Source organism: Citrobacter sp. wls827 (assembly GCF_005280875.1).
GTDB classification, from domain to species: Bacteria; Pseudomonadota; Gammaproteobacteria; order Enterobacterales; family Enterobacteriaceae; genus Citrobacter; species Citrobacter youngae.
In genome coordinates, this window is the sequence record NZ_SZWR01000024.1 from 57,037 (window position 1) to 76,171 (window position 19,135).

At 53.2% G+C, this 19,135-nt stretch carries 20 protein-coding genes; 12 read left to right on the top strand and 8 right to left on the bottom strand.

The annotated features are described in order from the left end of the window. Positions 1 to 120 precede the first annotated feature (120 nt). Together mtlD and mtlR are read left to right on the top strand one after the other, a co-directional pair. Positions 121 to 1,269 (top strand): mannitol-1-phosphate 5-dehydrogenase, encoded by a 1,149-nt coding sequence (mtlD, locus tag FDX03_RS20670; protein WP_048213697.1) that lies wholly within the window; start codon positions 121 to 123, stop codon positions 1,267 to 1,269. Beyond that, entirely contained in the window at positions 1,266 to 1,856 is a 591-nt protein-coding gene (gene mtlR / locus FDX03_RS20675) for a mannitol operon repressor MtlR (protein ID WP_048213698.1), read from the top strand. The genes mtlD and mtlR overlap by 4 nt, the downstream gene beginning before the upstream one ends. 12 nt (positions 1,857 to 1,868) lie before the next feature. On the opposite strand, the gene FDX03_RS20680 is transcribed toward mtlR, so the two are convergent. Then, complete coding sequence (locus FDX03_RS20680) at positions 1,869 to 2,075, bottom strand: hypothetical protein (protein WP_048213699.1); 207 nt, start codon at positions 2,073 to 2,075, stop codon at positions 1,869 to 1,871. A gap of 292 nt (positions 2,076 to 2,367) precedes the next feature. On the opposite strand from FDX03_RS20680, the gene FDX03_RS20685 reads away from it, so the two are divergent. The 6 genes from FDX03_RS20685 (at position 2,368) to trmL (ending at position 8,665) form a co-directional block, all read left to right on the top strand. After that, positions 2,368 to 2,730, top strand: coding sequence for a YibL family ribosome-associated protein (locus FDX03_RS20685; RefSeq protein WP_137346514.1), 363 nt, complete (start codon positions 2,368 to 2,370; stop codon positions 2,728 to 2,730). A gap of 262 nt (positions 2,731 to 2,992) precedes the next feature. Continuing rightward, positions 2,993 to 4,648: an L-lactate permease gene (gene lldP, locus FDX03_RS20690; RefSeq protein WP_003837651.1), complete on the top strand. Its 1,656-nt coding sequence runs from the start codon at positions 2,993 to 2,995 to the stop codon at positions 4,646 to 4,648. Continuing rightward, positions 4,645 to 5,421: a transcriptional regulator LldR gene (lldR, locus tag FDX03_RS20695; RefSeq protein ID WP_048213701.1), complete on the top strand. Its 777-nt coding sequence runs from the start codon at positions 4,645 to 4,647 to the stop codon at positions 5,419 to 5,421. Before lldP ends, lldR begins: the two co-directional genes overlap by 4 nt. Further along, positions 5,418 to 6,608 (top strand): FMN-dependent L-lactate dehydrogenase LldD, encoded by a 1,191-nt coding sequence (gene lldD, locus FDX03_RS20700; protein WP_101742501.1) that lies wholly within the window; start codon positions 5,418 to 5,420, stop codon positions 6,606 to 6,608. The genes lldR and lldD overlap by 4 nt, the downstream gene beginning before the upstream one ends. A 196-nt stretch (positions 6,609 to 6,804) precedes the next feature. Beyond that, a complete protein-coding gene (locus FDX03_RS20705; protein WP_003024165.1) occupies positions 6,805 to 8,145 on the top strand; it encodes an aromatic acid/H+ symport family MFS transporter in 1,341 nt (446 codons plus the stop codon). A gap of 46 nt (positions 8,146 to 8,191) precedes the next feature. Next, complete coding sequence (trmL, locus tag FDX03_RS20710) at positions 8,192 to 8,665, top strand: tRNA (uridine(34)/cytosine(34)/5-carboxymethylaminomethyluridine(34)-2'-O)-methyltransferase TrmL (RefSeq protein WP_116360369.1); 474 nt, start codon at positions 8,192 to 8,194, stop codon at positions 8,663 to 8,665. A 181-nt stretch (positions 8,666 to 8,846) separates the two neighbouring features. Here trmL and cysE read toward each other — a convergent pair whose 3' ends face one another. From cysE to FDX03_RS20735, 5 genes are all read right to left on the bottom strand, one after another. Further along, positions 8,847 to 9,668 (bottom strand): serine O-acetyltransferase, encoded by an 822-nt coding sequence (cysE, locus tag FDX03_RS20715; protein WP_003024160.1) that lies wholly within the window; start codon positions 9,666 to 9,668, stop codon positions 8,847 to 8,849. Between the two features lie 78 nt (positions 9,669 to 9,746). Next, complete coding sequence (gene gpsA, locus FDX03_RS20720) at positions 9,747 to 10,766, bottom strand: NAD(P)H-dependent glycerol-3-phosphate dehydrogenase (protein WP_003024157.1); 1,020 nt, start codon at positions 10,764 to 10,766, stop codon at positions 9,747 to 9,749. Beyond that, the gene (gene secB / locus FDX03_RS20725; protein WP_003024155.1) at positions 10,766 to 11,233 is read right to left on the bottom strand and encodes a protein-export chaperone SecB; all 468 of its coding nucleotides are present in this window, start codon (positions 11,231 to 11,233) and stop codon (positions 10,766 to 10,768) included. The genes gpsA and secB overlap by 1 nt, the downstream gene beginning before the upstream one ends. Positions 11,234 to 11,280: 47 nt before the next feature. Then, on the bottom strand, positions 11,281 to 11,532 hold the full coding sequence (grxC, locus tag FDX03_RS20730) for a glutaredoxin 3 (protein WP_003024152.1): 252 nt from the start codon (positions 11,530 to 11,532) through the stop codon (positions 11,281 to 11,283). A gap of 51 nt (positions 11,533 to 11,583) precedes the next feature. Beyond that, positions 11,584 to 12,015 (bottom strand): rhodanese-like domain-containing protein, encoded by a 432-nt coding sequence (locus FDX03_RS20735; RefSeq protein WP_003024148.1) that lies wholly within the window; start codon positions 12,013 to 12,015, stop codon positions 11,584 to 11,586. A 249-nt stretch (positions 12,016 to 12,264) separates the two neighbouring features. On the opposite strand from FDX03_RS20735, the gene gpmM reads away from it, so the two are divergent. From gpmM to FDX03_RS20750, 3 genes are read left to right on the top strand one after another with little or no spacing between them, the layout of a single operon-like run. Next, positions 12,265 to 13,809 (top strand): 2,3-bisphosphoglycerate-independent phosphoglycerate mutase, encoded by a 1,545-nt coding sequence (gene gpmM, locus FDX03_RS20740; RefSeq protein ID WP_137346515.1) that lies wholly within the window; start codon positions 12,265 to 12,267, stop codon positions 13,807 to 13,809. Between the two features lie 33 nt (positions 13,810 to 13,842). Next, a complete protein-coding gene (envC, locus tag FDX03_RS20745) occupies positions 13,843 to 15,102 on the top strand; it encodes a murein hydrolase activator EnvC (RefSeq protein ID WP_231591591.1) in 1,260 nt (419 codons plus the stop codon). Between the two features lie 3 nt (positions 15,103 to 15,105). Next, positions 15,106 to 16,077: a divergent polysaccharide deacetylase family protein gene (locus FDX03_RS20750; protein WP_137346516.1), complete on the top strand. Its 972-nt coding sequence runs from the start codon at positions 15,106 to 15,108 to the stop codon at positions 16,075 to 16,077. Here the strand turns inward: FDX03_RS20750 and FDX03_RS20755 are convergent. Beyond that, a complete protein-coding gene (locus FDX03_RS20755) occupies positions 16,064 to 17,098 on the bottom strand; it encodes a glycosyltransferase (RefSeq protein WP_048213707.1) in 1,035 nt (344 codons plus the stop codon). The two genes, FDX03_RS20750 and FDX03_RS20755, sit on opposite strands and share 14 nt — an antisense overlap. A gap of 251 nt (positions 17,099 to 17,349) precedes the next feature. Between FDX03_RS20755 and rfaY the strand changes: the two genes are divergently transcribed. After that, a complete protein-coding gene (gene rfaY, locus FDX03_RS20760; protein WP_061066826.1) occupies positions 17,350 to 18,036 on the top strand; it encodes a lipopolysaccharide core heptose(II) kinase RfaY in 687 nt (228 codons plus the stop codon). A 67-nt stretch (positions 18,037 to 18,103) separates the two neighbouring features. On the opposite strand, the gene tdh is transcribed toward rfaY, so the two are convergent. After that, a complete protein-coding gene (gene tdh / locus FDX03_RS20765; protein ID WP_005120462.1) occupies positions 18,104 to 19,129 on the bottom strand; it encodes an L-threonine 3-dehydrogenase in 1,026 nt (341 codons plus the stop codon). Positions 19,130 to 19,135: the final 6 nt, after the last annotated feature.

Below are 19,135 nucleotides of genomic sequence, written 5' to 3' on the forward strand. Positions count from 1 at the left end.
CCAACGCATCTGCAGTTCGAAATATGAAGGCGATATCCTCTCCCTTGTGGAGAGGGTTAGGTTGAGGGAAAAGCCTCACCCCAGCCCTCTTGGGTAAAAACATTAATGAAGGTTAATACTATGAAAGCATTACATTTTGGCGCAGGTAATATCGGTCGTGGCTTTATCGGCAAACTGCTGGCGGACGCGGGGATACAACTGACGTTCGCGGATGTAAATCAGGTCGTGCTCGATGCCCTGAATGCCCGTCATAGCTATCAGGTTCATGTGGTCGGTGAAAACGAGCAGGTTGATACCGTTTCCGGCGTCAACGCGGTGAGCAGCATCGGCGATGATGTCGTTGAACTGATTGCCCACGTAGATTTAGTCACCACCGCCGTTGGTCCGGTCGTGCTTGAGCGCATCGCACCTGCCATCGCTAAAGGGCTGGTTAAACGCAAGGCGCAGGGCATCGCGACTCCGCTGAATATCATCGCCTGTGAGAACATGGTGCGCGGCACGACCCAGCTGAAAGGCCACGTCATGAACGCGCTGGCAGATGAAGACAAAGCCTGGGTTGAAGAACACGTTGGTTTTGTCGATTCCGCCGTAGACCGCATCGTTCCCCCTTCCGCTTCTGCGACCAACGATCCGCTGGAAGTCACCGTCGAAACCTTCAGCGAGTGGATTGTCGACAAGACGCAATTCAAAGGCGAACTGCCAAACATCCCGGGAATGGAATTAACTGATAACCTGATGGCATTTGTCGAACGTAAACTCTTCACGCTGAACACCGGGCATGCTATAACCGCGTACCTCGGAAAATTGACCGGTCATCAGACCATCCGTGACGCGATTCTCGACGAGAAAATCCGCGCAGTGGTAAAAGGTGCGATGGAAGAGAGCGGCGCGGTACTGATCAAACGCTATGGCTTTGATGCGGCAAAACATGCAGCATATATTCAGAAAATCCTCGGTCGCTTTGAAAACCCGTATCTGAAAGATGACGTTGAGCGCGTTGGCCGTCAGCCACTGCGTAAACTGAGCGCGGGCGACCGTCTGATTAAACCGCTGCTGGGCACGCTGGAGTACGGCCTGCCGCACACGAATCTGGTTATCGGTATTGCGGCAGCAATGCACTATCGCAGCGAAGAAGATCCGCAGGCACAGGAACTGGCCGCGCTGATTGACGAAAAAGGTCCGCAGGCCGCGCTGGCGCAGGTTTCCGGTCTGGATGCCAATAGTGATGTGGTGGCGGAGGCGGTTAACGCATATAACGCGACCAAATGATTGAGAATGTGGCGCAGGTCTGCCTGCGCCCAAATGACAGATTGTCAGATATGCAGGCAATAATGGAACAAACGCAGGCCTTTGAAAATCGTGTGCTTGAGCGTCTGAATGCTGGCAAAACCGTACGCAGCTTCCTCATCACCGCCGTAGAACTGCTCACCGAGGCGGTGAATATCCTTGTGCTTCAGGTATTTCGCAAAGATGACTATGCAGTAAAATATGCCGTAGAACCGTTGCTCGACGGCGACGGTCCGCTGGGCGATCTTTCCGTTCGTCTCAAGCTCATCTACGGTCTGGGCGTACTCAGCCGCCCGGAGTATGAAGATGCGGAACTACTGATGGCGCTGCGGGAAGAGTTAAACCATGACGGCAATGAATACGCGTTCACCGACGATGAGATTCTTGGTCCGTTTGGCGAACTTCACTGCGTAGCAGCACTCCCGCCGCCACCGCAGTTTGATACCTCAGACTCAGGTCTGCACGCCATGCAAATCCAGCGCTACCAGCAAATGGTACGCTCCACGATGGTACTTTCCCTGACCGAGCTGATTTCTAAAATCAGCTTAAAAAAAGCCTTTCAAAAATAAGACCCTGCAGGCTTACTTCTCTTCCTGCTGCGGTCGATACAGTTGCCGATAGTACGCCAGACGTTGCAGATACAGCTGCGCGTTCTCCTGTGGTATTTCAGAAGGGACTACGTCGCGCGGCGGTGTTTTATTCAGATATTCGCGAAAAGCCTGGCTGGAAGCCATAAAATCGACCGTCTTATCAATCAGAACCGAAACGTTCTCACCTATTTTCGCCATAATCTTCCCTCCTCCATGTATTAACCGCGCTCAGCCTGTGCGGTTGCTCATTTAAGTTTAGGATCGGTTGGGCGATTATATTGAGGAAAACGTGCTTCGCTATAAACCCGCCAATAAAAAGCGCCATGGCCAATCTTATCGCTTAAAGTTCCTTATTAATCAAAAAAGTAGCATTACCATTAGCTTAATAATACTTGCGGCATTTGATTATTTATCTTCGATTAGTTGTGAATAATCCCGCTCTGCGCGCATACTATAGGATATTCATCCTATTTTTATCAGAAGCTATCCTATGAAAGAAGTCGAAAAAAACGAAATTAAACGCCTGAGCGATCGTCTTGACGCTATCCGCCACCAGCAGGCTGACCTGTCCCTGGTTGAAGCCGCCGACAAATATGCCGAGCTGGAGCAAGAGAAAGAAACTCTGGAAACTGAGATCGCACGACTGCGTGAAGTACACGGCCAGAAGCTGAGCAAAGAAGCGCAAAAGCTCAGCAAACTCCCGTTCCATCGTGCCATCACCAAAAAAGAACAGGCCGACATGGGCAAGCTGAAGAAGAGCGTGCGCGGCCTGATCGTCGTTCACCCGATGACCGAGCTTGGCCGTGAAATGGGCCTGAAAGAGATGACGGGCTTCGCGAAAAGCGAGTTCTAATCTGTCACCGGGCAACACTCGCTTGCCCGGTCCTTCGCTTCCCCTCGCAATTGGCCCTACCAATTTCAGTAAGATCCTACCAATACCTCACATTTCATTAAAATGTGCGTACAATACCGTTGCCAATAAATAACATTTGATTAACCATTCATTGTCATTACCCCTACACAACAATATTGGCAGGGCCACTTTTACACATAGTGTGACGAAGAGATGAGCACAGACTCATTGCATTATGTCAGCGGCCCCCAGGAGACCTGCAATGAATCTCTGGCAACAAAACTACGACCCGGCCGGTAACATCTGGCTTTCCAGTCTGATCGCATCGCTCCCCATCCTGTTCTTTTTCTTCGCCCTGATTAAGCTCAAGCTGAAAGGCTACGTTGCGGCGTCATGGACGGTGGTGATCGCTTTGTCGGTCGCCCTGCTGTTTTACAAAATGCCGGTCGATCACGCGCTGGCCTCCGTGGTGTACGGTTTCTTCTATGGTCTGTGGCCGATAGCCTGGATCATCATTGCAGCGGTGTTTGTCTATAAAATCTCGGTTAAAACCGGGCAGTTCGACATCATCCGCTCATCCATTCTCTCAATTACCCCTGACCAGCGTCTGCAAATGCTGATTGTCGGTTTCTCCTTTGGGGCATTCCTCGAAGGGGCCGCGGGCTTCGGTGCGCCGGTGGCGATAACCGCCGCGCTGCTGGTTGGCCTTGGCTTTAACCCACTGTATGCAGCAGGTTTGTGCCTGATCGTAAACACCGCGCCAGTCGCTTTTGGGGCAATGGGCATCCCGATTCTGGTTGCCGGTCAGGTCACCGGGCTGGACAGCTTTGAGATTGGTCAGATGGTTGGCCGCCAACTACCGTTCCTGACGATTATCGTACTGTTCTGGATCATGGCGATTATGGACGGCTGGCGCGGCGTGAAAGAGACCTGGCCTGCGGTGATGGTCGCGGGCGGCTCGTTTGCTATCGCGCAGTACCTCAGCTCTAACTTTATCGGGCCGGAACTGCCGGACATCATCTCTTCTCTGGTTTCTCTGGTGTGTCTGACGCTGTTCCTGAAGCGCTGGCAGCCGGTACGCATCTTCCGTTTTGGCGATATGGGGGCTTCACAGGTCGATATGGACCTGTCGCGCACCCGCTACACCGCCGGGCAAATCATCCGCGCCTGGTCGCCGTTCCTGTTCCTGACCGCCACCGTCACACTGTGGAGCATCCCGCCGTTTAAAGCGCTGTTTGCCCCTGGCGGGGCGATGTACCACTGGGTCGTCAACATTCCGGTTCCGTTCCTCGATAAGCTGGTAGCCCGCATGCCGCCGGTGGTACACGAAGCCACAGCCTACGCGGCGGTGTACAAGTTCGACTGGTTCTCGGCAACCGGCACCGCCATCCTGTTTGCCGCGCTGCTGTCTATCGTCTGGCTGAAGATGAAACCCTCCGCCGCTCTGCAGACCTTTGGCAGTACGCTGAAAGATCTGGCGCTGCCTATCTACTCCATCGGGATGGTGCTGGCATTTGCGTTTATCTCTAACTACTCCGGGCTTTCATCCACCCTGGCATTGGCCCTGGCGCACACCGGCAGCGCGTTCACTTTCTTCTCGCCGTTCCTCGGCTGGCTGGGGGTATTCCTGACGGGCTCTGATACCTCGTCAAACGCCTTGTTCGCAGCGCTACAGGCAACGGCAGCGCAGCAAATCGGTGTTTCTGACGTATTGATGGTGGCTGCAAATACCACCGGCGGCGTAACCGGCAAGATGATCTCTCCGCAGTCTATCGCCATCGCCTGTGCGGCAGTGGGACTGGTTGGCAAAGAGTCTGATCTGTTCCGCTTCACCGTCAAACACAGCCTGATTTTCACCTGCATGGTGGGTGTGATTACCACGCTGCAGGCCTATGTCTTAACCTGGATGATTCCATGATTGTGATGCCCAGACGCCTGTCAGACGAGGTCGCATCTCGTGTGCGGGCGCTGATTGAAGAACAACAGCTGGAAGCGGGCATGAAGTTGCCCGCCGAGCGCCAGCTGGCCGTACAGCTCGGTGTGTCGCGCAATTCGCTGCGCGAGGCGCTGGCAAAGCTGGTAAGTGAAGGCGTGCTGATTAGCCGTCGTGGTGGTGGGACGTTTATCCGCTGGCAGCATGAAGCGTGGTCCGAACAAAACATCGTTCAGCCGCTGAAAAGCCTGATGGCGGACGACCCTGATTACAGCTTCGATATTCTCGAAGCCCGCCACGCCATTGAGGCCAGCACCGCCTGGCACGCCGCCATGCGCGCCACAGCCGCCGACAAAGAGAAAATCAGGCTCTGTTTCGAGGCCACACAAAGTGAAGATCCGGATCTCGCTTCACAAGCAGACGTTCGCTTTCACCTTGCCATCGCTGAAGCCTCGCACAACGTGGTGCTGTTACAGACCATGCGCGGTTTCTTCGACGTATTGCAGTCTTCGGTAAAACAGAGTCGCCAGCGTATGTACCTGGTGCCACCGGTATTTTCACAGCTCACAGAACAACACCTTGCTGTGCTGGACGCGATTGTCGCCGGGGATGCCGATGGCGCGCGTAAGGCGATGATGGCGCACCTCAGTTTTGTCCATACCACCATTAAACGCTTTGATGAAGACCAGGCCCGCCAGGCGCGTATCACTCGTCTGCCCGGTGACCATAATGAAATTAGCAGGGAGAACAACACATGATTATTTCAGCAGCCAGCGATTATCGCGCCGCAGCCCAGCGCATTCTGCCCCCTTTCCTGTTCCACTACATTGACGGTGGCGCGTACGCGGAGCATACCCTGCGCCGTAACGTGGAAGATTTATCAGAGGTGGCACTCCGCCAGCGCGTGCTGAAGAACATGTCAGATCTCAGTCTGGAAACCACCCTGTTTAACGAAAAACTGTCGATGCCGGTGGCCCTCGCGCCTGTCGGTTTATGCGGCATGTATGCACGCCGGGGCGAAGTTCAGGCCGCCGCCGCCGCTGATGCTAAAGGCATTCCGTTTACGCTTTCGACGGTATCCGTCTGCCCAATTGAAGAAGTCGCCCCGACCATCAAGCGTCCAATGTGGTTCCAGCTGTATGTCCTGCGCGATCGCGGCTTTATGCGTAACGCCCTGGAGCGAGCCAAAGCGGCGGGCTGCTCCACGCTGGTCTTTACCGTCGATATGCCCACGCCCGGCGCACGTTACCGTGACGCGCATTCCGGTATGAGCGGCCCAAATGCCGCACTGCGTCGCTACTGGCAGGCAGTCACCCATCCACAATGGGCATGGGACGTTGGCCTGAACGGTCGGCCGCATGATTTAGGCAATATTTCGACGTATCTTGGCAAACCCACCGGCCTTGAGGATTACATCGGTTGGCTGGCGAATAACTTCGATCCGTCCATCTCCTGGAAAGACCTCGAGTGGATCCGCGAATTCTGGGAGGGTCCGATGGTGATCAAAGGGATCCTCGATCCAGAAGATGCCCGCGACGCCGTACGCTTTGGCGCAGATGGCATTGTTGTTTCTAACCACGGTGGGCGCCAGTTAGATGGCGTGCTGTCTTCCGCCCGCGCACTGCCCGCCATTGCCGATGCGGTGAAGGGCGATATCACTATTCTGGCCGACAGCGGGATCCGTAACGGCCTGGACGTGGTACGCATGATTGCGCTGGGTGCCGATAGCGTGCTGCTGGGCCGTGCTTATCTGTACGCGCTGGCAACACACGGACAGGCTGGTGTGGCGAATCTGCTGAACCTGATCGAGAAAGAGATGAAGGTGGCAATGACCCTGACCGGTGCAAAAACCATTAGCGAAATCAGCCGCGATTCGCTGGTACAGGAACTGGGCAAGAGCCTGCCTGCTGCATTGGCTCCCCTGGCCCAGGGTAGCGCAGCGTAACAATCCCCCGTAACCCCCCTTTTTCTCAATGGTCGGCCTGTTTCCAGCCCGACCATTTTTTATTCGAAAAATAACGATTGGTTAACACTTACAACCAATATATTTGACAACTTTTTATCCACCTGCCAAATGTATATACAAGCTAATACAACAACAATTCACACGTATAACTTCGATCATAACGGGCGAGGGTGACATGGCTTATTCCGGCAAAGTGAATATCCAGCAGGCGATAGATGACAGTCCTTTTTCGCGCTTCCACTGGGTCATTATCGTCCTGGGCTTTCTGGTGTTAGCCATTGACGGCTTCGATACCGCGGCAATGGGCTATATTGCCCCCACGCTCTCTGCCGACTGGGGCATCAAGAAACAGGATCTCGGACCGGTGTTAAGCGCCGCGCTATTGGGCCTGTCATTTGGTGCTCTACTGGCGGGACCGATTTCCGATCGTATGGGCCGTAAGCGTGTTCTGGTCTTTTCCTGTCTGTTTTTTGGTCTCGCCAGTCTGGGAACTGCCTATGCCCAGACGCTGAATATGCTCACGTTTTGGCGCTTTCTCACCGGGCTGGGTCTTGGCGCGGCAATGCCCAATGCCATCACCCTGGTCTCAGAATTTGCCCCTAAACGCTGTCGTTCAATGGCGATTAACACCATGTACTGCGGATTTCCGTTAGGCGCTGCGGGCGGCGGCGTAATCTCCTCCTGGCTTATTCCCAATTACGGCTGGCACAGTGTACTGCTTGCCGGAGCGATCGCCCCGCTGGCCCTCACCGTATTGTTGGTGCTGTTCCTGCCGGAGTCGGTGAAGTATCTGGTTCACCGCGGTAAAGGAGTTGCACAGGTTAAACGCATTGCTCAACGCTTTATGTCGGGAAGTCTGGAGCAGGTTACCCAGTTTTATCTGGATGAAGACCGTGTCACGGTCAAAAAAGGCAGCGTGGCACAGCTATTCAGTATGCCCTGGCTGCCGGGCACGCTGATGCTGTGGATGACCTACTTTATGGGATTGGTTATCTATTACGTGCTGTTGAGCTGGATGCCAACGCTGATGCTGGGAATGGGCTATCCGCTGGCTGAATCCGCCTGGCTGACATCACTGTTTACCTTCGGCGGTACCGCAGGGATCCTGCTGGCCGGTTGGTTAATGGACCGTTGGGAAGCGCATAAAGTGGTGTCACTCGGCTTTATTCTGACGATGCTGTTTGCCCTCGCTCTCGGGTTTGAACATAACCATATCATCCTGTTCGGCGCACTAATCTTCCTGATGGGGATTACCATGAACGGTGCGCAGTCCGGGCTGCAGACGCTGGCCGCAACGTTTTATCCAACCCACTGCCGCGCAACGGGCATTGCCTGGATGCAGGGCGTGGGCCGCTTCGGTGGCGTAGCCGGAACGATGATGAGCGCCCAGCTGCTTTCCCTGCAATGGCAGGCAGACAGTATATTAATGTTCCTCAGCCTTCCGGCGCTGGTTGCGGCTGCCGCAACGATTTACAAACTGCAACGCTATAAACCGCACGCGCTGACCGTCGCATAGTACCCGCTCTTTCTGCTATTCTGCCCCCCGTTATCAAGGGGGCAGTATGCTTAACATCGTTTTGTTCGAACCAGAAATCCCGCCAAATACCGGCAATATTATCCGTCTTTGCGCCAACACCGGCTTTCGTCTGCATATTATTGAGCCAATGGGCTTTACCTGGGACGACAAGCGCCTGCGTCGCGCGGGGCTGGATTACCATGAATTTACCGCCGTGCTGCGCCACCCTGATTACGCCGCCTTTGCGGCCGCAGAAAACCCGCAACGTTTGTTTGCCCTGACTACCAAAGGTACGCCAGCGCATAGCGCGGTAAGCTATCAGGATGGGGATTATCTGATGTTTGGCCCGGAAACTCGCGGTCTGCCACCCAGCATCCTCGACGCGCTGCCAGCCGAACAAAAAATTCGTATTCCGATGATGCCGGACAGCCGCAGCATGAATCTGTCTAACGCGGTGTCAGTAGTGGTGTATGAGGCCTGGCGCCAGTTAGGTTATCCTGGCGCGGTATTACGCAGTTGATTTATGTCGGATGGCGGCTGACGCCTTATCCGACCTACGGCAGAATTTGCCGTTTATTTTCGAGCGTTATCGGCGCAGTCAGGTTGGACACGGACCGCGCTTGCCGACCTGTGCATACACGCAGTACGTGAGGATGGCGAGCACAGCCCGGGTTCAAGATGACAAATAAGATAGCTCGAAATCAGATGCCATCGCCGTATTCGAAAGTATGATGAATCCCGTTGAAATGCTGATCCATATCCATAGATGGCTTATCGCTGTCAGGCTTGCCGACGATGCGCGCCGGAACGCCTGCGGCGGTTGTATGCGGGGGTACCGGCTGTAAAACGACGGAACCTGCGCCAATCTTCGCGCCACGCCCGACTTCAATGTTGCCGAGGATTTTCGCGCCAGCGCCAATCATCACGCCTTCACGAATTTTCGGATGACGGTCGCCGCCTGCTTTACCGGTTCCGCCAAGCGTGACGGATTGCAAAATAGAGACGTCGTTTTCAATGACCGCCGTTTCGCCCACCACAATACCGGTGGCGTGATCGAGCATAATACCGCGACCAATTTTTGCCGCCGGGTGGATGTCCACCTGGAAGGTAACAGAGACCTGATTTTGCAGGAAGATCGCCAATGCCTGACGCCCCTGATGCCATAGCCAGTGGCCGATGCGGTAGGCCTGCAGCGCATGGAAGCCTTTCAGGTACAGAAGTGGGGTGGAATATTTATCGACTGCCGGGTCACGCGTACGTACCGCCTGGATATCGCAAGCCGCCGAGGCAATCATTTCAGGATCGGCCGCGTAGGCCTCTTCCACGACTTCGCGAATCGCAATGGCAGGCATGATTGGAGAAGCGAGTTTATTCGCCAGCATATAGCTTAGCGCACTGCCGAGATTTTCATGCTTGAGCAGCGTTGCGTGGTAAAAACTGGCCAGCATTGGCTCACATTCCGCCAGTGCCCGGGCTTCCGCTTTAATGTTTTTCCAGACGATATCCAGTTCTTCACACGGCATTGCGTACTCCAGAAGGTAGCAAAACGACCGACCCGTTCTTCGCGGGTCGGGTCGTTAGATTGAAACGGTTCCTTACGGCTAGTGGCTGCTTCGCTCGTCCTTGCGCGCACGACCTAATAACGTCAATGCTGCCTCGCGCGCATTTTTTCCGCAATACAATACTTGATAAATTTCCTCGGTTATTGGCATCTCGACACCAAAACGGTGCGCCAATTCACGAACTTCTTTCGTATTGCGGTAGCCTTCAACCACCTGACCAATCTTGTCCTGCGCGCCCTGCACGTCCATACCCTGGCCGAGCATCATGCCAAAACGACGGTTACGCGACTGGTTGTCGGTACAGGTCAGCACCAGATCGCCTAAACCCGCCATCCCCATAAAGGTGGCAGGATCGGCACCCAGCGCCGCGCCAAGGCGAGACATTTCGGTAAGCCCACGGGTGATCAATGCCGTTCGTGCGTTTGCACCAAATCCGATGCCGTCAGACATCCCTGCGCCAATCGCAATCACGTTTTTCACCGCGCCGCCAAGCTGCACGCCAATGAAATCCGGGTTGCTGTAGACGCGGAAGCTTTTGCCGCAGTGCAGCAACTGCTGGAGATCGTCAGCAAAGGCGTCGTCCGTCGAGGCCAGAGAAATCGCCGTCGGCATGCCCGCCGCCAGCTCTTTGGCGAACGTCGGACCGGAGATGACTGCCAGCGGGATAGAATCACCCAGCGCTTCGCGCGCGACGTCCTGCAGCAGACGCCCTGTTTCCGCTTCCAGACCTTTTGTCGCCCAGACCAGCCGCGCGTCAGGACGCATCAGCGGTTTGATATTACGCAGCACTTCGCCAAAGACATGGCTCGGCACCACCACCAGAATATTACGACTGGCGGCCAGCGCAGTGGCTAAATCACTTTCCAGGCGCAGCGTTTCGGGAAAAGGCACATCAGGGAGGAACGCGACGTTGCAGCGATCGTGCTCAAGGGTCGCGATATGTTTCGGATCATGGCCCCACAGGACAACCTGGTGGCCGTTTCTTGCCAGGGTGATAGCAAGAGCGGTGCCGTACGAGCCGGCACCAATCACAGTCATTGAAGCATTACTTTGGTTCATCAGGCATCCTGATGTTCTTCAGTACCTTCGCCAGCCTGCTGCTGTAAATAGTTCATGAACAGCGCATCAAAGTTGACCGGCGCAAGGTTCAGTTGCGGGAATGTACCGCGTGAAACCAGGCTGGTGATGCATTCGCGGGCATACGGGAACAGAATGTTCGGGCAGTATGCGCCAAGGCAATGCGCCATCTGAGTCCCTTCAATACCACTGATGGAGAAAATACCGCCCTGCTGAACTTCGCACAGAAACGCAGTTTCTTCACCCAAAGAAGCCGTTACGGTGACACGCAGCACTACTTCATACACATCATCTGCCAGTTGGGTAGATGCGGTATCTAGATCCAGTTTAACCTCTGGCTGCCAATCTTTCTGGAAAACATGCGGTGCATTTGGCGCTTCGAAAGACACATCCTTGGTATAAATACGTTGGATCTGGAAAGCCATTTCAGTGTTATTTTGTTCTGACATGTTGAGAAAACCCTTTAGTGTTGTCCTTTAAATACTATCCGTACGCCTTAACGCAGCAGGGGATCCAGTCCACCACGCGCATCCAACGCATACAAGTCGTCACAACCACCAATGTGCTGTGCATCAATAAAAATCTGCGGAACCGTTGTACGGCCACTGCGCTTGATCATCTCTTCACGCTTCACGGCATCGCCGTCAATCGGAAGTTCCTGGAAACTCACACCCTTACTGTTCAACAGCGCCTTTGCGCGATGGCAAAACGGGCAGGTTGCTTTGGTATAGATCTCAATATTGGCCATGACTTATCTCCAGTGTTCTTTTACCCAGCAGTACGAAAGAAGACGGGTAAATTACTTGCCGCGAACCAGTGGCAGATTCTCGCCACTCCAGCCCGCTACGCCGTCTTTCAGTACAGATACCTGCTCAAAACCGGCTTTAATCAGCGCAGTTGCTGAATCCTGGCACTGCATGCCTGAACCATCAACCACAATCACGGGTTTGTTTTTGTGTTTTTCCAGCTCGCCAAAATTGTTGGCTTTGATTTCGCTCGGCAGCAGGTTAGTGGAGCCTGCGATATGGCCTTTGCGGAAGTCGTCGCGCTGGCGTAAATCCACAACAACGGCGTCTTCTTTATTGATGAGACGTGTAGCTTCGCCGCGAGTAATCACCTTCACTTTTGAGGTCAGGCTCTTAAACGTGGTAAATAATACAGCCGCCAGTAACGCAATCCAGGCGATACTCAAGACAGGGTGGCGACTAACAAATTGCATAATTTCTTGCATGGGGGGTAACAACTCCCGACTCAGTGATTAAAAAAACCAGGAAAGGAGTATACCTGCGCGTTGGCGCAAATACAGCCAGAGCGTGCATTGGATTGCATTTTTGCGGGGCGCTACGGAAAAAAAAATGTAAATCGGTGTTCCCCCTGGCACGCGATCCCCCATTATTTGATCTTCGGGGGCTACTTTATCGATTCAGCTGTAGTAAAATTACGCAATTATTTTTTATCTCTTGAGTGTGAGGTTGTCGCAATGTCGGTTTCTAAAAAACCTATGGTACTGGTGATTCTGGATGGCTACGGCTATCGCGAAGACAGCCAGGATAACGCCATTTTTAGTGCTAAAACCCCGGTAATGGATGCGCTGTGGGCAAAACGTCCGCATACCCTGATTGATGCGTCTGGCCTGGAAGTTGGCCTGCCCGATCGCCAGATGGGCAACTCCGAAGTGGGTCACGTCAACCTGGGCGCGGGCCGTATCGTGTATCAGGATCTGACCCGTCTGGATGTGGAAATTAAAGAACGTACTTTCTTCGCTAACCCGGTGCTGACCGCCGCAGTTGATCAGGCAAAAAATAGCGGCAAAGCGGTACACATCATGGGTCTGCTGTCTGCCGGTGGCGTACACAGCCACGAAGATCACATCATGGCGATGGTAGAAATGGCAGCTGAACGCGGTGCTGAGAAAATCTATCTGCACGCTTTCCTTGATGGTCGTGATACCCCGCCGCGCAGCGCTGAACATTCACTGCAGAAATTCGAAGAGAAATTTGCCGCGCTGGGCAAAGGCCGCGTAGCGTCCATTATCGGTCGTTACTACGCTATGGACCGCGACAACCGTTGGGATCGCGTGGAACAGGCTTACGATCTGATGACGCTGGCGAAGGGCGAGTTCCAGTTCGCTACGGCGGTTGAAGGCCTGCAGGCTGCTTATGCCCGCGATGAAAACGACGAATTCGTCAAAGCGACCGTGATCCGTGCCGAAGGTCAGGCAGATGCCGCTATGGAAGATGGCGATACGCTGATTTTCATGAACTTCCGTGCTGACCGTGCGCGTGAAATTACCCGTGCGTTTGTTAACGCTGACTTCGACGGCTTCGCCCGTAAGAAAGTCGTTAACCTCAACTTTGTGATGCTGACCGAATACGCGGCAGACATCAAAACTGCGGTGGCTTACCCACCTGCGTCTCTGGCCAACACCCTTGGCGAGTGGATGGCGAAGAATGACAAAACGCAGTTGCGTATTTCCGAAACCGAAAAATACGCGCACGTAACCTTCTTCTTTAACGGCGGCGTAGAAGAGCCGTTCAAAGGCGAAGACCGTATTCTGATCAACTCGCCAAAAGTCGCCACCTACGATCTGCAGCCGGAAATGAGCTCCGCAGAGCTGACCGAAAAACTGGTTGCGGCGATTGAGAGCGGTAAATACGACACCATCATTTGTAACTACCCGAACGGCGACATGGTTGGTCACACTGGGGTGATGGAAGCAGCGGTTAAAGCGGTTGAAGCGCTGGATCACTGCGTTGAGCAGGTGACTAAAGCGGTTGAGTCCGTTGGCGGCCAGTTGCTGATCACCGCAGACCACGGTAACGCAGAGCAAATGCGCGATCCGTCCACCGGTCAGGCGCATACCGCGCACACCAACCTGCCGGTTCCACTGATTTATGTCGGTGGTAAAAACGTCAAAGCAGTTGAAGGTGGCAAACTTTCTGATATCGCCCCGACCATGCTGACGCTGATGGGTATGGAAATCCCGCAAGAGATGACTGGTAAGCCGCTGTTCATCGTGGAATAATCCCTCCCCATGAGGGGAAAGGCGATTAATACCATCACTCGGGCCGTGAAACTGCGTAAGTTTTCAGTCAGGCCCTTGTTCTACGCCAGCGCGCTTAGCGCTGGCGTATTGTTGTGCGCCTTTTCCGCCCATGCGGACGAGCGCGATCAGCTCAAATCCATTCAGGCCGATATCGCGGCAAAAGAACGCGCGGTACGCCAACAGCAACAACAACGCGCCACCCTCCTTGCTCAGCTTAAAGCTCAGGAACAGGCTATCGCCGTTGCCGCAAGGCAGCTGCGCGAAACGCAAAACTCCCTGGCACAGCTGAATGCGCAAATCGCTGAGATGAATGCCGCACTCGCGAAGCTGGAAAAGCAGCGGGCAGCGCAAGAACGCAGTCTGGCAGCCCAATTGGATGCTGCGTTTCGCCAGGGTGAACATACTGGTATTCAGCTCATCCTCAGCGGTGAAGAGACTCAGCGCGGGCAACGCCTGCAGGCCTATTTCGGCTATCTGAACCAGGCGCGCCAGGAGACTATCGCACAGCTGAAGCAAACCCGCGAAGAGGTCGACTCGCAGAAAGCCGAGCTGGAAGATAAGCAAAGCGAACAGCAGACGCTGTTGTACGAACAGCGTGCACAGCAGGCGAAACTGGAGCAGGCGCGTAATGAACGCCAGAAAACGCTCGCGGGTCTGGAGTCGTCGATTCAACAAGGTCAGCAGCAGTTAGGCGAGATGCGCGCCAACGAATCCCGCCTGCGCAACAGCATTGCTCGCGCCGAAGCCGCAGCCAAAGCACGCGCGGAACGTGAAGCCCGCGAGGCGCAGGCCGTACGCGATAAGCAACAGGAAGCATCACGCAAAGGCTCGACCTATAAGCCAACCGAAAGCGAGAAATCACTGATGTCTCGTACCGGCGGGTTAGGTTCACCACGCGGTCAGGCGTTCTGGCCCGTTCGTGGTCCAACGCTGCATCGCTATGGCGAACAGCTGCAAGGTGAGCTACGTTGGAAAGGGATGGTTATTGGCGCATCCGAAGGTACCGAAGTCAAAGCCATCGCCGATGGTCGCGTCATTCTGGCGGACTGGCTGCAGGGCTATGGCCTGGTGGTCGTCGTTGAGCACGGTAAAGGCGATATGAGCCTCTACGGTTATAACCAGAGCGCGCTGGTCAGCGTCGGTACGCAGGTTCGCGCCGGGCAGCCTATTGCACTTGTGGGTAGCAGCGGCGGTCAGGGCAGGCCGGCGCTCTATTTCGAAATTCGTCGCCAGGGTCAGGCGGTCAATCCACAGCCGTGGTTGGGAAGATAAGTTTTGCCTCAGTTTCGTCGTACTTTGCTCTCACTCGCCAGCCTGCTGGCATTCGCAACACCTGTTTTCGCCGGCAAACTTGCTATCGTTATTGATGATTTCGGCTACCGTCCGCACACAGAAAATCAGGTGCTGGCAATGCCTTCCACTGTCTCTGTTGCCGTTCTGCCAAACGCGCCACATGCGCGTGAAATGGCGACTAAAGCGCATAACAGTGGACATGAAGTGTTGATCCATCTGCCGATGGCCCCACTGAGCAAGCAACCGCTGGAAAAAGACACGTTACGCCCGGAGATGAGCAGCGAAGAAATTGAACGGATTATTCGCGACGCGGTAAGCAAAGTGCCGTATGCAGTGGGACTGAATAATCACATGGGGAGTGCGATGACGTCCAGCCTGTTCGGCATGCAGAAGGTGATGCAAGCTCTGGAACGCTACGACCTCTACTTCCTCGACAGTATGACCATCGGCAACAGCCAGGCCATGCGCGCGGCGGCAGGAACCGGAGTGAAGGTCATCAAACGCAAAGTCTTCCTCGACGATACACAAAACGAAGCCGATATTCGCCGTCAGTTTAATCGTGCAGTCGATCTTGCTCGCCGTAACGGGTCAGCGATTGCCATCGGGCACCCCCACCCTTCTACGGTACGAGTGTTGCAGCAGATGCTGTATAGCCTGCCAGCCGATATTACGCTGGTTCGTCCGAGCAGCCTGCTTAATGAGCCGCAGGTAGATACTTCCAGACCTAATCTCACTCCACCGAGAAACGGTACGCCAGATGCGCCGCGTAATCCTTTCCGCGGGGTGAAATTATGCAAGCCGAAGAAGCCGTTAGAGCCGGTTTACGCCAGCCGATTCTTTAGCGTGCTAGGAGAAAGCATCACACAAAGCACGCTGGTGCAGTATATGAGACTGCAGTGGCAAGGCTGGGGGAACACATCTTCACCCAGCACCATGAACGCTAACGTAGATTAAGCGCTTTTCGGGCAATACGCGAAGGCGTTGATTTTTTATCGCGCCATTTCCATAGACGGAATGACCATAGCAGTGCCTGGTACAATACTTTGGCACTGCGGACGTTAGTTATCATGCGCTTATACATACCAGAGACAAAAATCTCTGCGATCATACGCTGACGAATATGCACATCCTGTTCTTTACGGACTGCATGGCATACGCGCAATGCTTCATAGGTAACTTGCTGATGAAATTCCGGATAAATAGTAATCCGATCGGCATATTCACGATTCAACCTATCCAATAACCGCGTAATTTTAATATAGTGCCGCTGGTAGTTGAGATTTTTTAAACCTTGTCGTTTAAGACGGCTGATTGATTGATCATGTAAGAAGTATTTATATAAAGATTGCTCGGTATATCGCACTCGTACAGCGTTAAACATAAACTCCGTCGTCCAGACAATATCCTGATGATGTAACCCCGGAATAAATGTTATTTTATTTTTCTCAATAACATCCCGGCGATAAATTCCCATCCAGACCACATGTGTCCAGCGGCGTGAAGCCAACGCCATACGTAACCAGTCAGGGCCGGTCAACACCCCCGTAGACCGAAGACGATCCGTCGGTATTGATTGCCAGGTGTGCCCCGTTTCAAGAATGCACCAGTCGGAATTACACTGAGCTAAATCCAGGTCATCCTGAATTGCCATGGTCATCAGGGTTTCGTACATATTGGGATAAACCAGGTCATCGGCATCGACAAATGCAACATAATCCCCTTTGGCCGCTTCCAGGCCACGGTTACGCGCTACGGATGCCCCTGCGTTAGCCTGATGCAACAACCGTACATGGGGATAGTTATCCGCATAATGTTGTGCAATATCAACAGAGTTATCCGTTGAACCATCATTCACAATGATGATCTCTAGCGCAGTCCATGTCTGTGCGATCAAAGATTCCATGCAATCCCGAAAACTATCACCCACGTTATATAACGGAATAATAACACTCAACATATTTGTGCAGTTTCTCATCAGCTAACTAACCCAGGTTTGTCATTACGCTGATGACTTTTACTACAGTTTCATTAAGGAATTATTAAGGTTAGAACGTATTTATGGGCAGAAACGCTGCAGCGAAAGCGTCCGGTTTGAGAAAGATGCCCTGCTACACCTGCGTTCAGCAGGTTGATGATAGCTCAGATCGTCTACATATTGAGGTACACAACCTGTATACTCTATCCCTATGAATTAACGTACTCTATAGGCTGATATTGAGGGAAAAGATGGCCATCAGTAAGACACACGAAAAAGGTTTTACGGTCTATTGCAAAGAGACCAGAAAAGACCTTAAGTCACTGATGAATAAATACATCAAAAAAGAAATCAGTGGCAAACCGCTGAGCAGTGGTAACGCATTGCGCAGCGTGGAGTTGGTCGAGTACAACTCACAAAAATTTATCATCAAAAACGACCGTGAAGTTGATCCACGATTTGAGAAAAAATTACAGAACTTTACCTCCGGCCCTTTCTATTCCCGACTGATCAGGAAGCTGGACAGGCTCCCGCCGGAAATGCGCATCTGTACTGCCGATCTCTACTATGCTGCTGAGAAAACACGTTTTCGCCAGTGCCATGATGTTTATACTATTCATGAATATATTGAAGGGGTTCCTTTAAGGGAAATTAACCAGCAGAATGCTGACGAGGTAAAGCAATGCGTACTGCGTCTTCACAAGGCCGGACTGGCATCAAATGACATTCACCCAGGGAATTTCATTCGCACACCAACGGGTGAGTTAAGGATTATTGACCTGTCCTGTAAGGGAAATATGAAGGTCTGCCAGGCAAATGACATTCTGGCATTACAACGAAAATATAATATTAACGTTAAAGGCAGAGGGTTAATTTATAAACTCATCCTGCTTAAAGAAAATATAAGATCGTTATCCAGAAAGATCCGCGGAAAATAAAATCTATGGTTTATACGGCCAGATAGCGATATCTGGCCGTAATTAACATTGAATGCACCTTGCGCATTCAATCCCAGCTCAGGATCACTTTCCCTGACTGGCCTGAACGCATCGCGTCAAAACCCTGCTGGAATTCATCGATGGAGAATCGATGGGTGATGATCGGCGACAAATCCAGACCAGACTGGATCAGTGCAGCCATTTTGTACCATGTCTCAAACATCTCACGACCGTAGATACCTTTAATAAACAGTCCTTTAAAGATAACTTTCGTCCAGTCGATGGACATATCAGATGGCGGAATACCCAGCATAGCAATACGGCCACCGTGATTCATGGTGTCCAGCATGGTGCGGAACGCTGGCGGCGCCCCAGACATTTCCAGACCCACATCGAACCCTTCGGTCATCCCCAGCTCGGCCATCACGTCGGTCAGGTTCTCTTTCGAGACGTTGACTGCGCGGGTAATGCCCATTTTACGCGCCAGCTCCAGACGGTACTCATTAACATCTGTAATCACTACGTGGCGAGCACCAACGTGCTTCGCTACCGCTGCAGCCATAATGCCAATCGGACCCGCACCGGAAACCAGCACATCTTCGCCAACCAAATCAAACGACAGCGCCGTGTGTACCGCGTTACCGAATGGATCGAAGATGGAAGCTAAATCATCGGAGATATTGTCCGGGATTTTAAAGGCGTTAAACGCCGGGATCACCAGATATTGTGCAAAACAGCCTGGACGGTTTACGCCGACACCGGTGGTATTGCGGCACAGGTGAGTACGGCCACCGCGACAGTTACGGCAATGTCCGCAGGTAATGTGGCCTTCACCGGAAACGCGATCGCCGATTTTGAAGCCTTTAACTTCCTGGCCGATGCCAACAACTTCACCGACATATTCATGCCCTACAACCATTGGAACCGGGATGGTTTTTTGCGACCATTCATCCCAGTTATAAATGTGAACGTCAGTCCCGCAGATGGCTGTTTTACGGATTTTAATCAGCAAATCGTTATGGCCGACTTCCGGTTCAGGAACGTCGGTCATCCAAATGCCTTCTTCCGCTTTCAGTTTGGATAACGCTTTCATTTCACA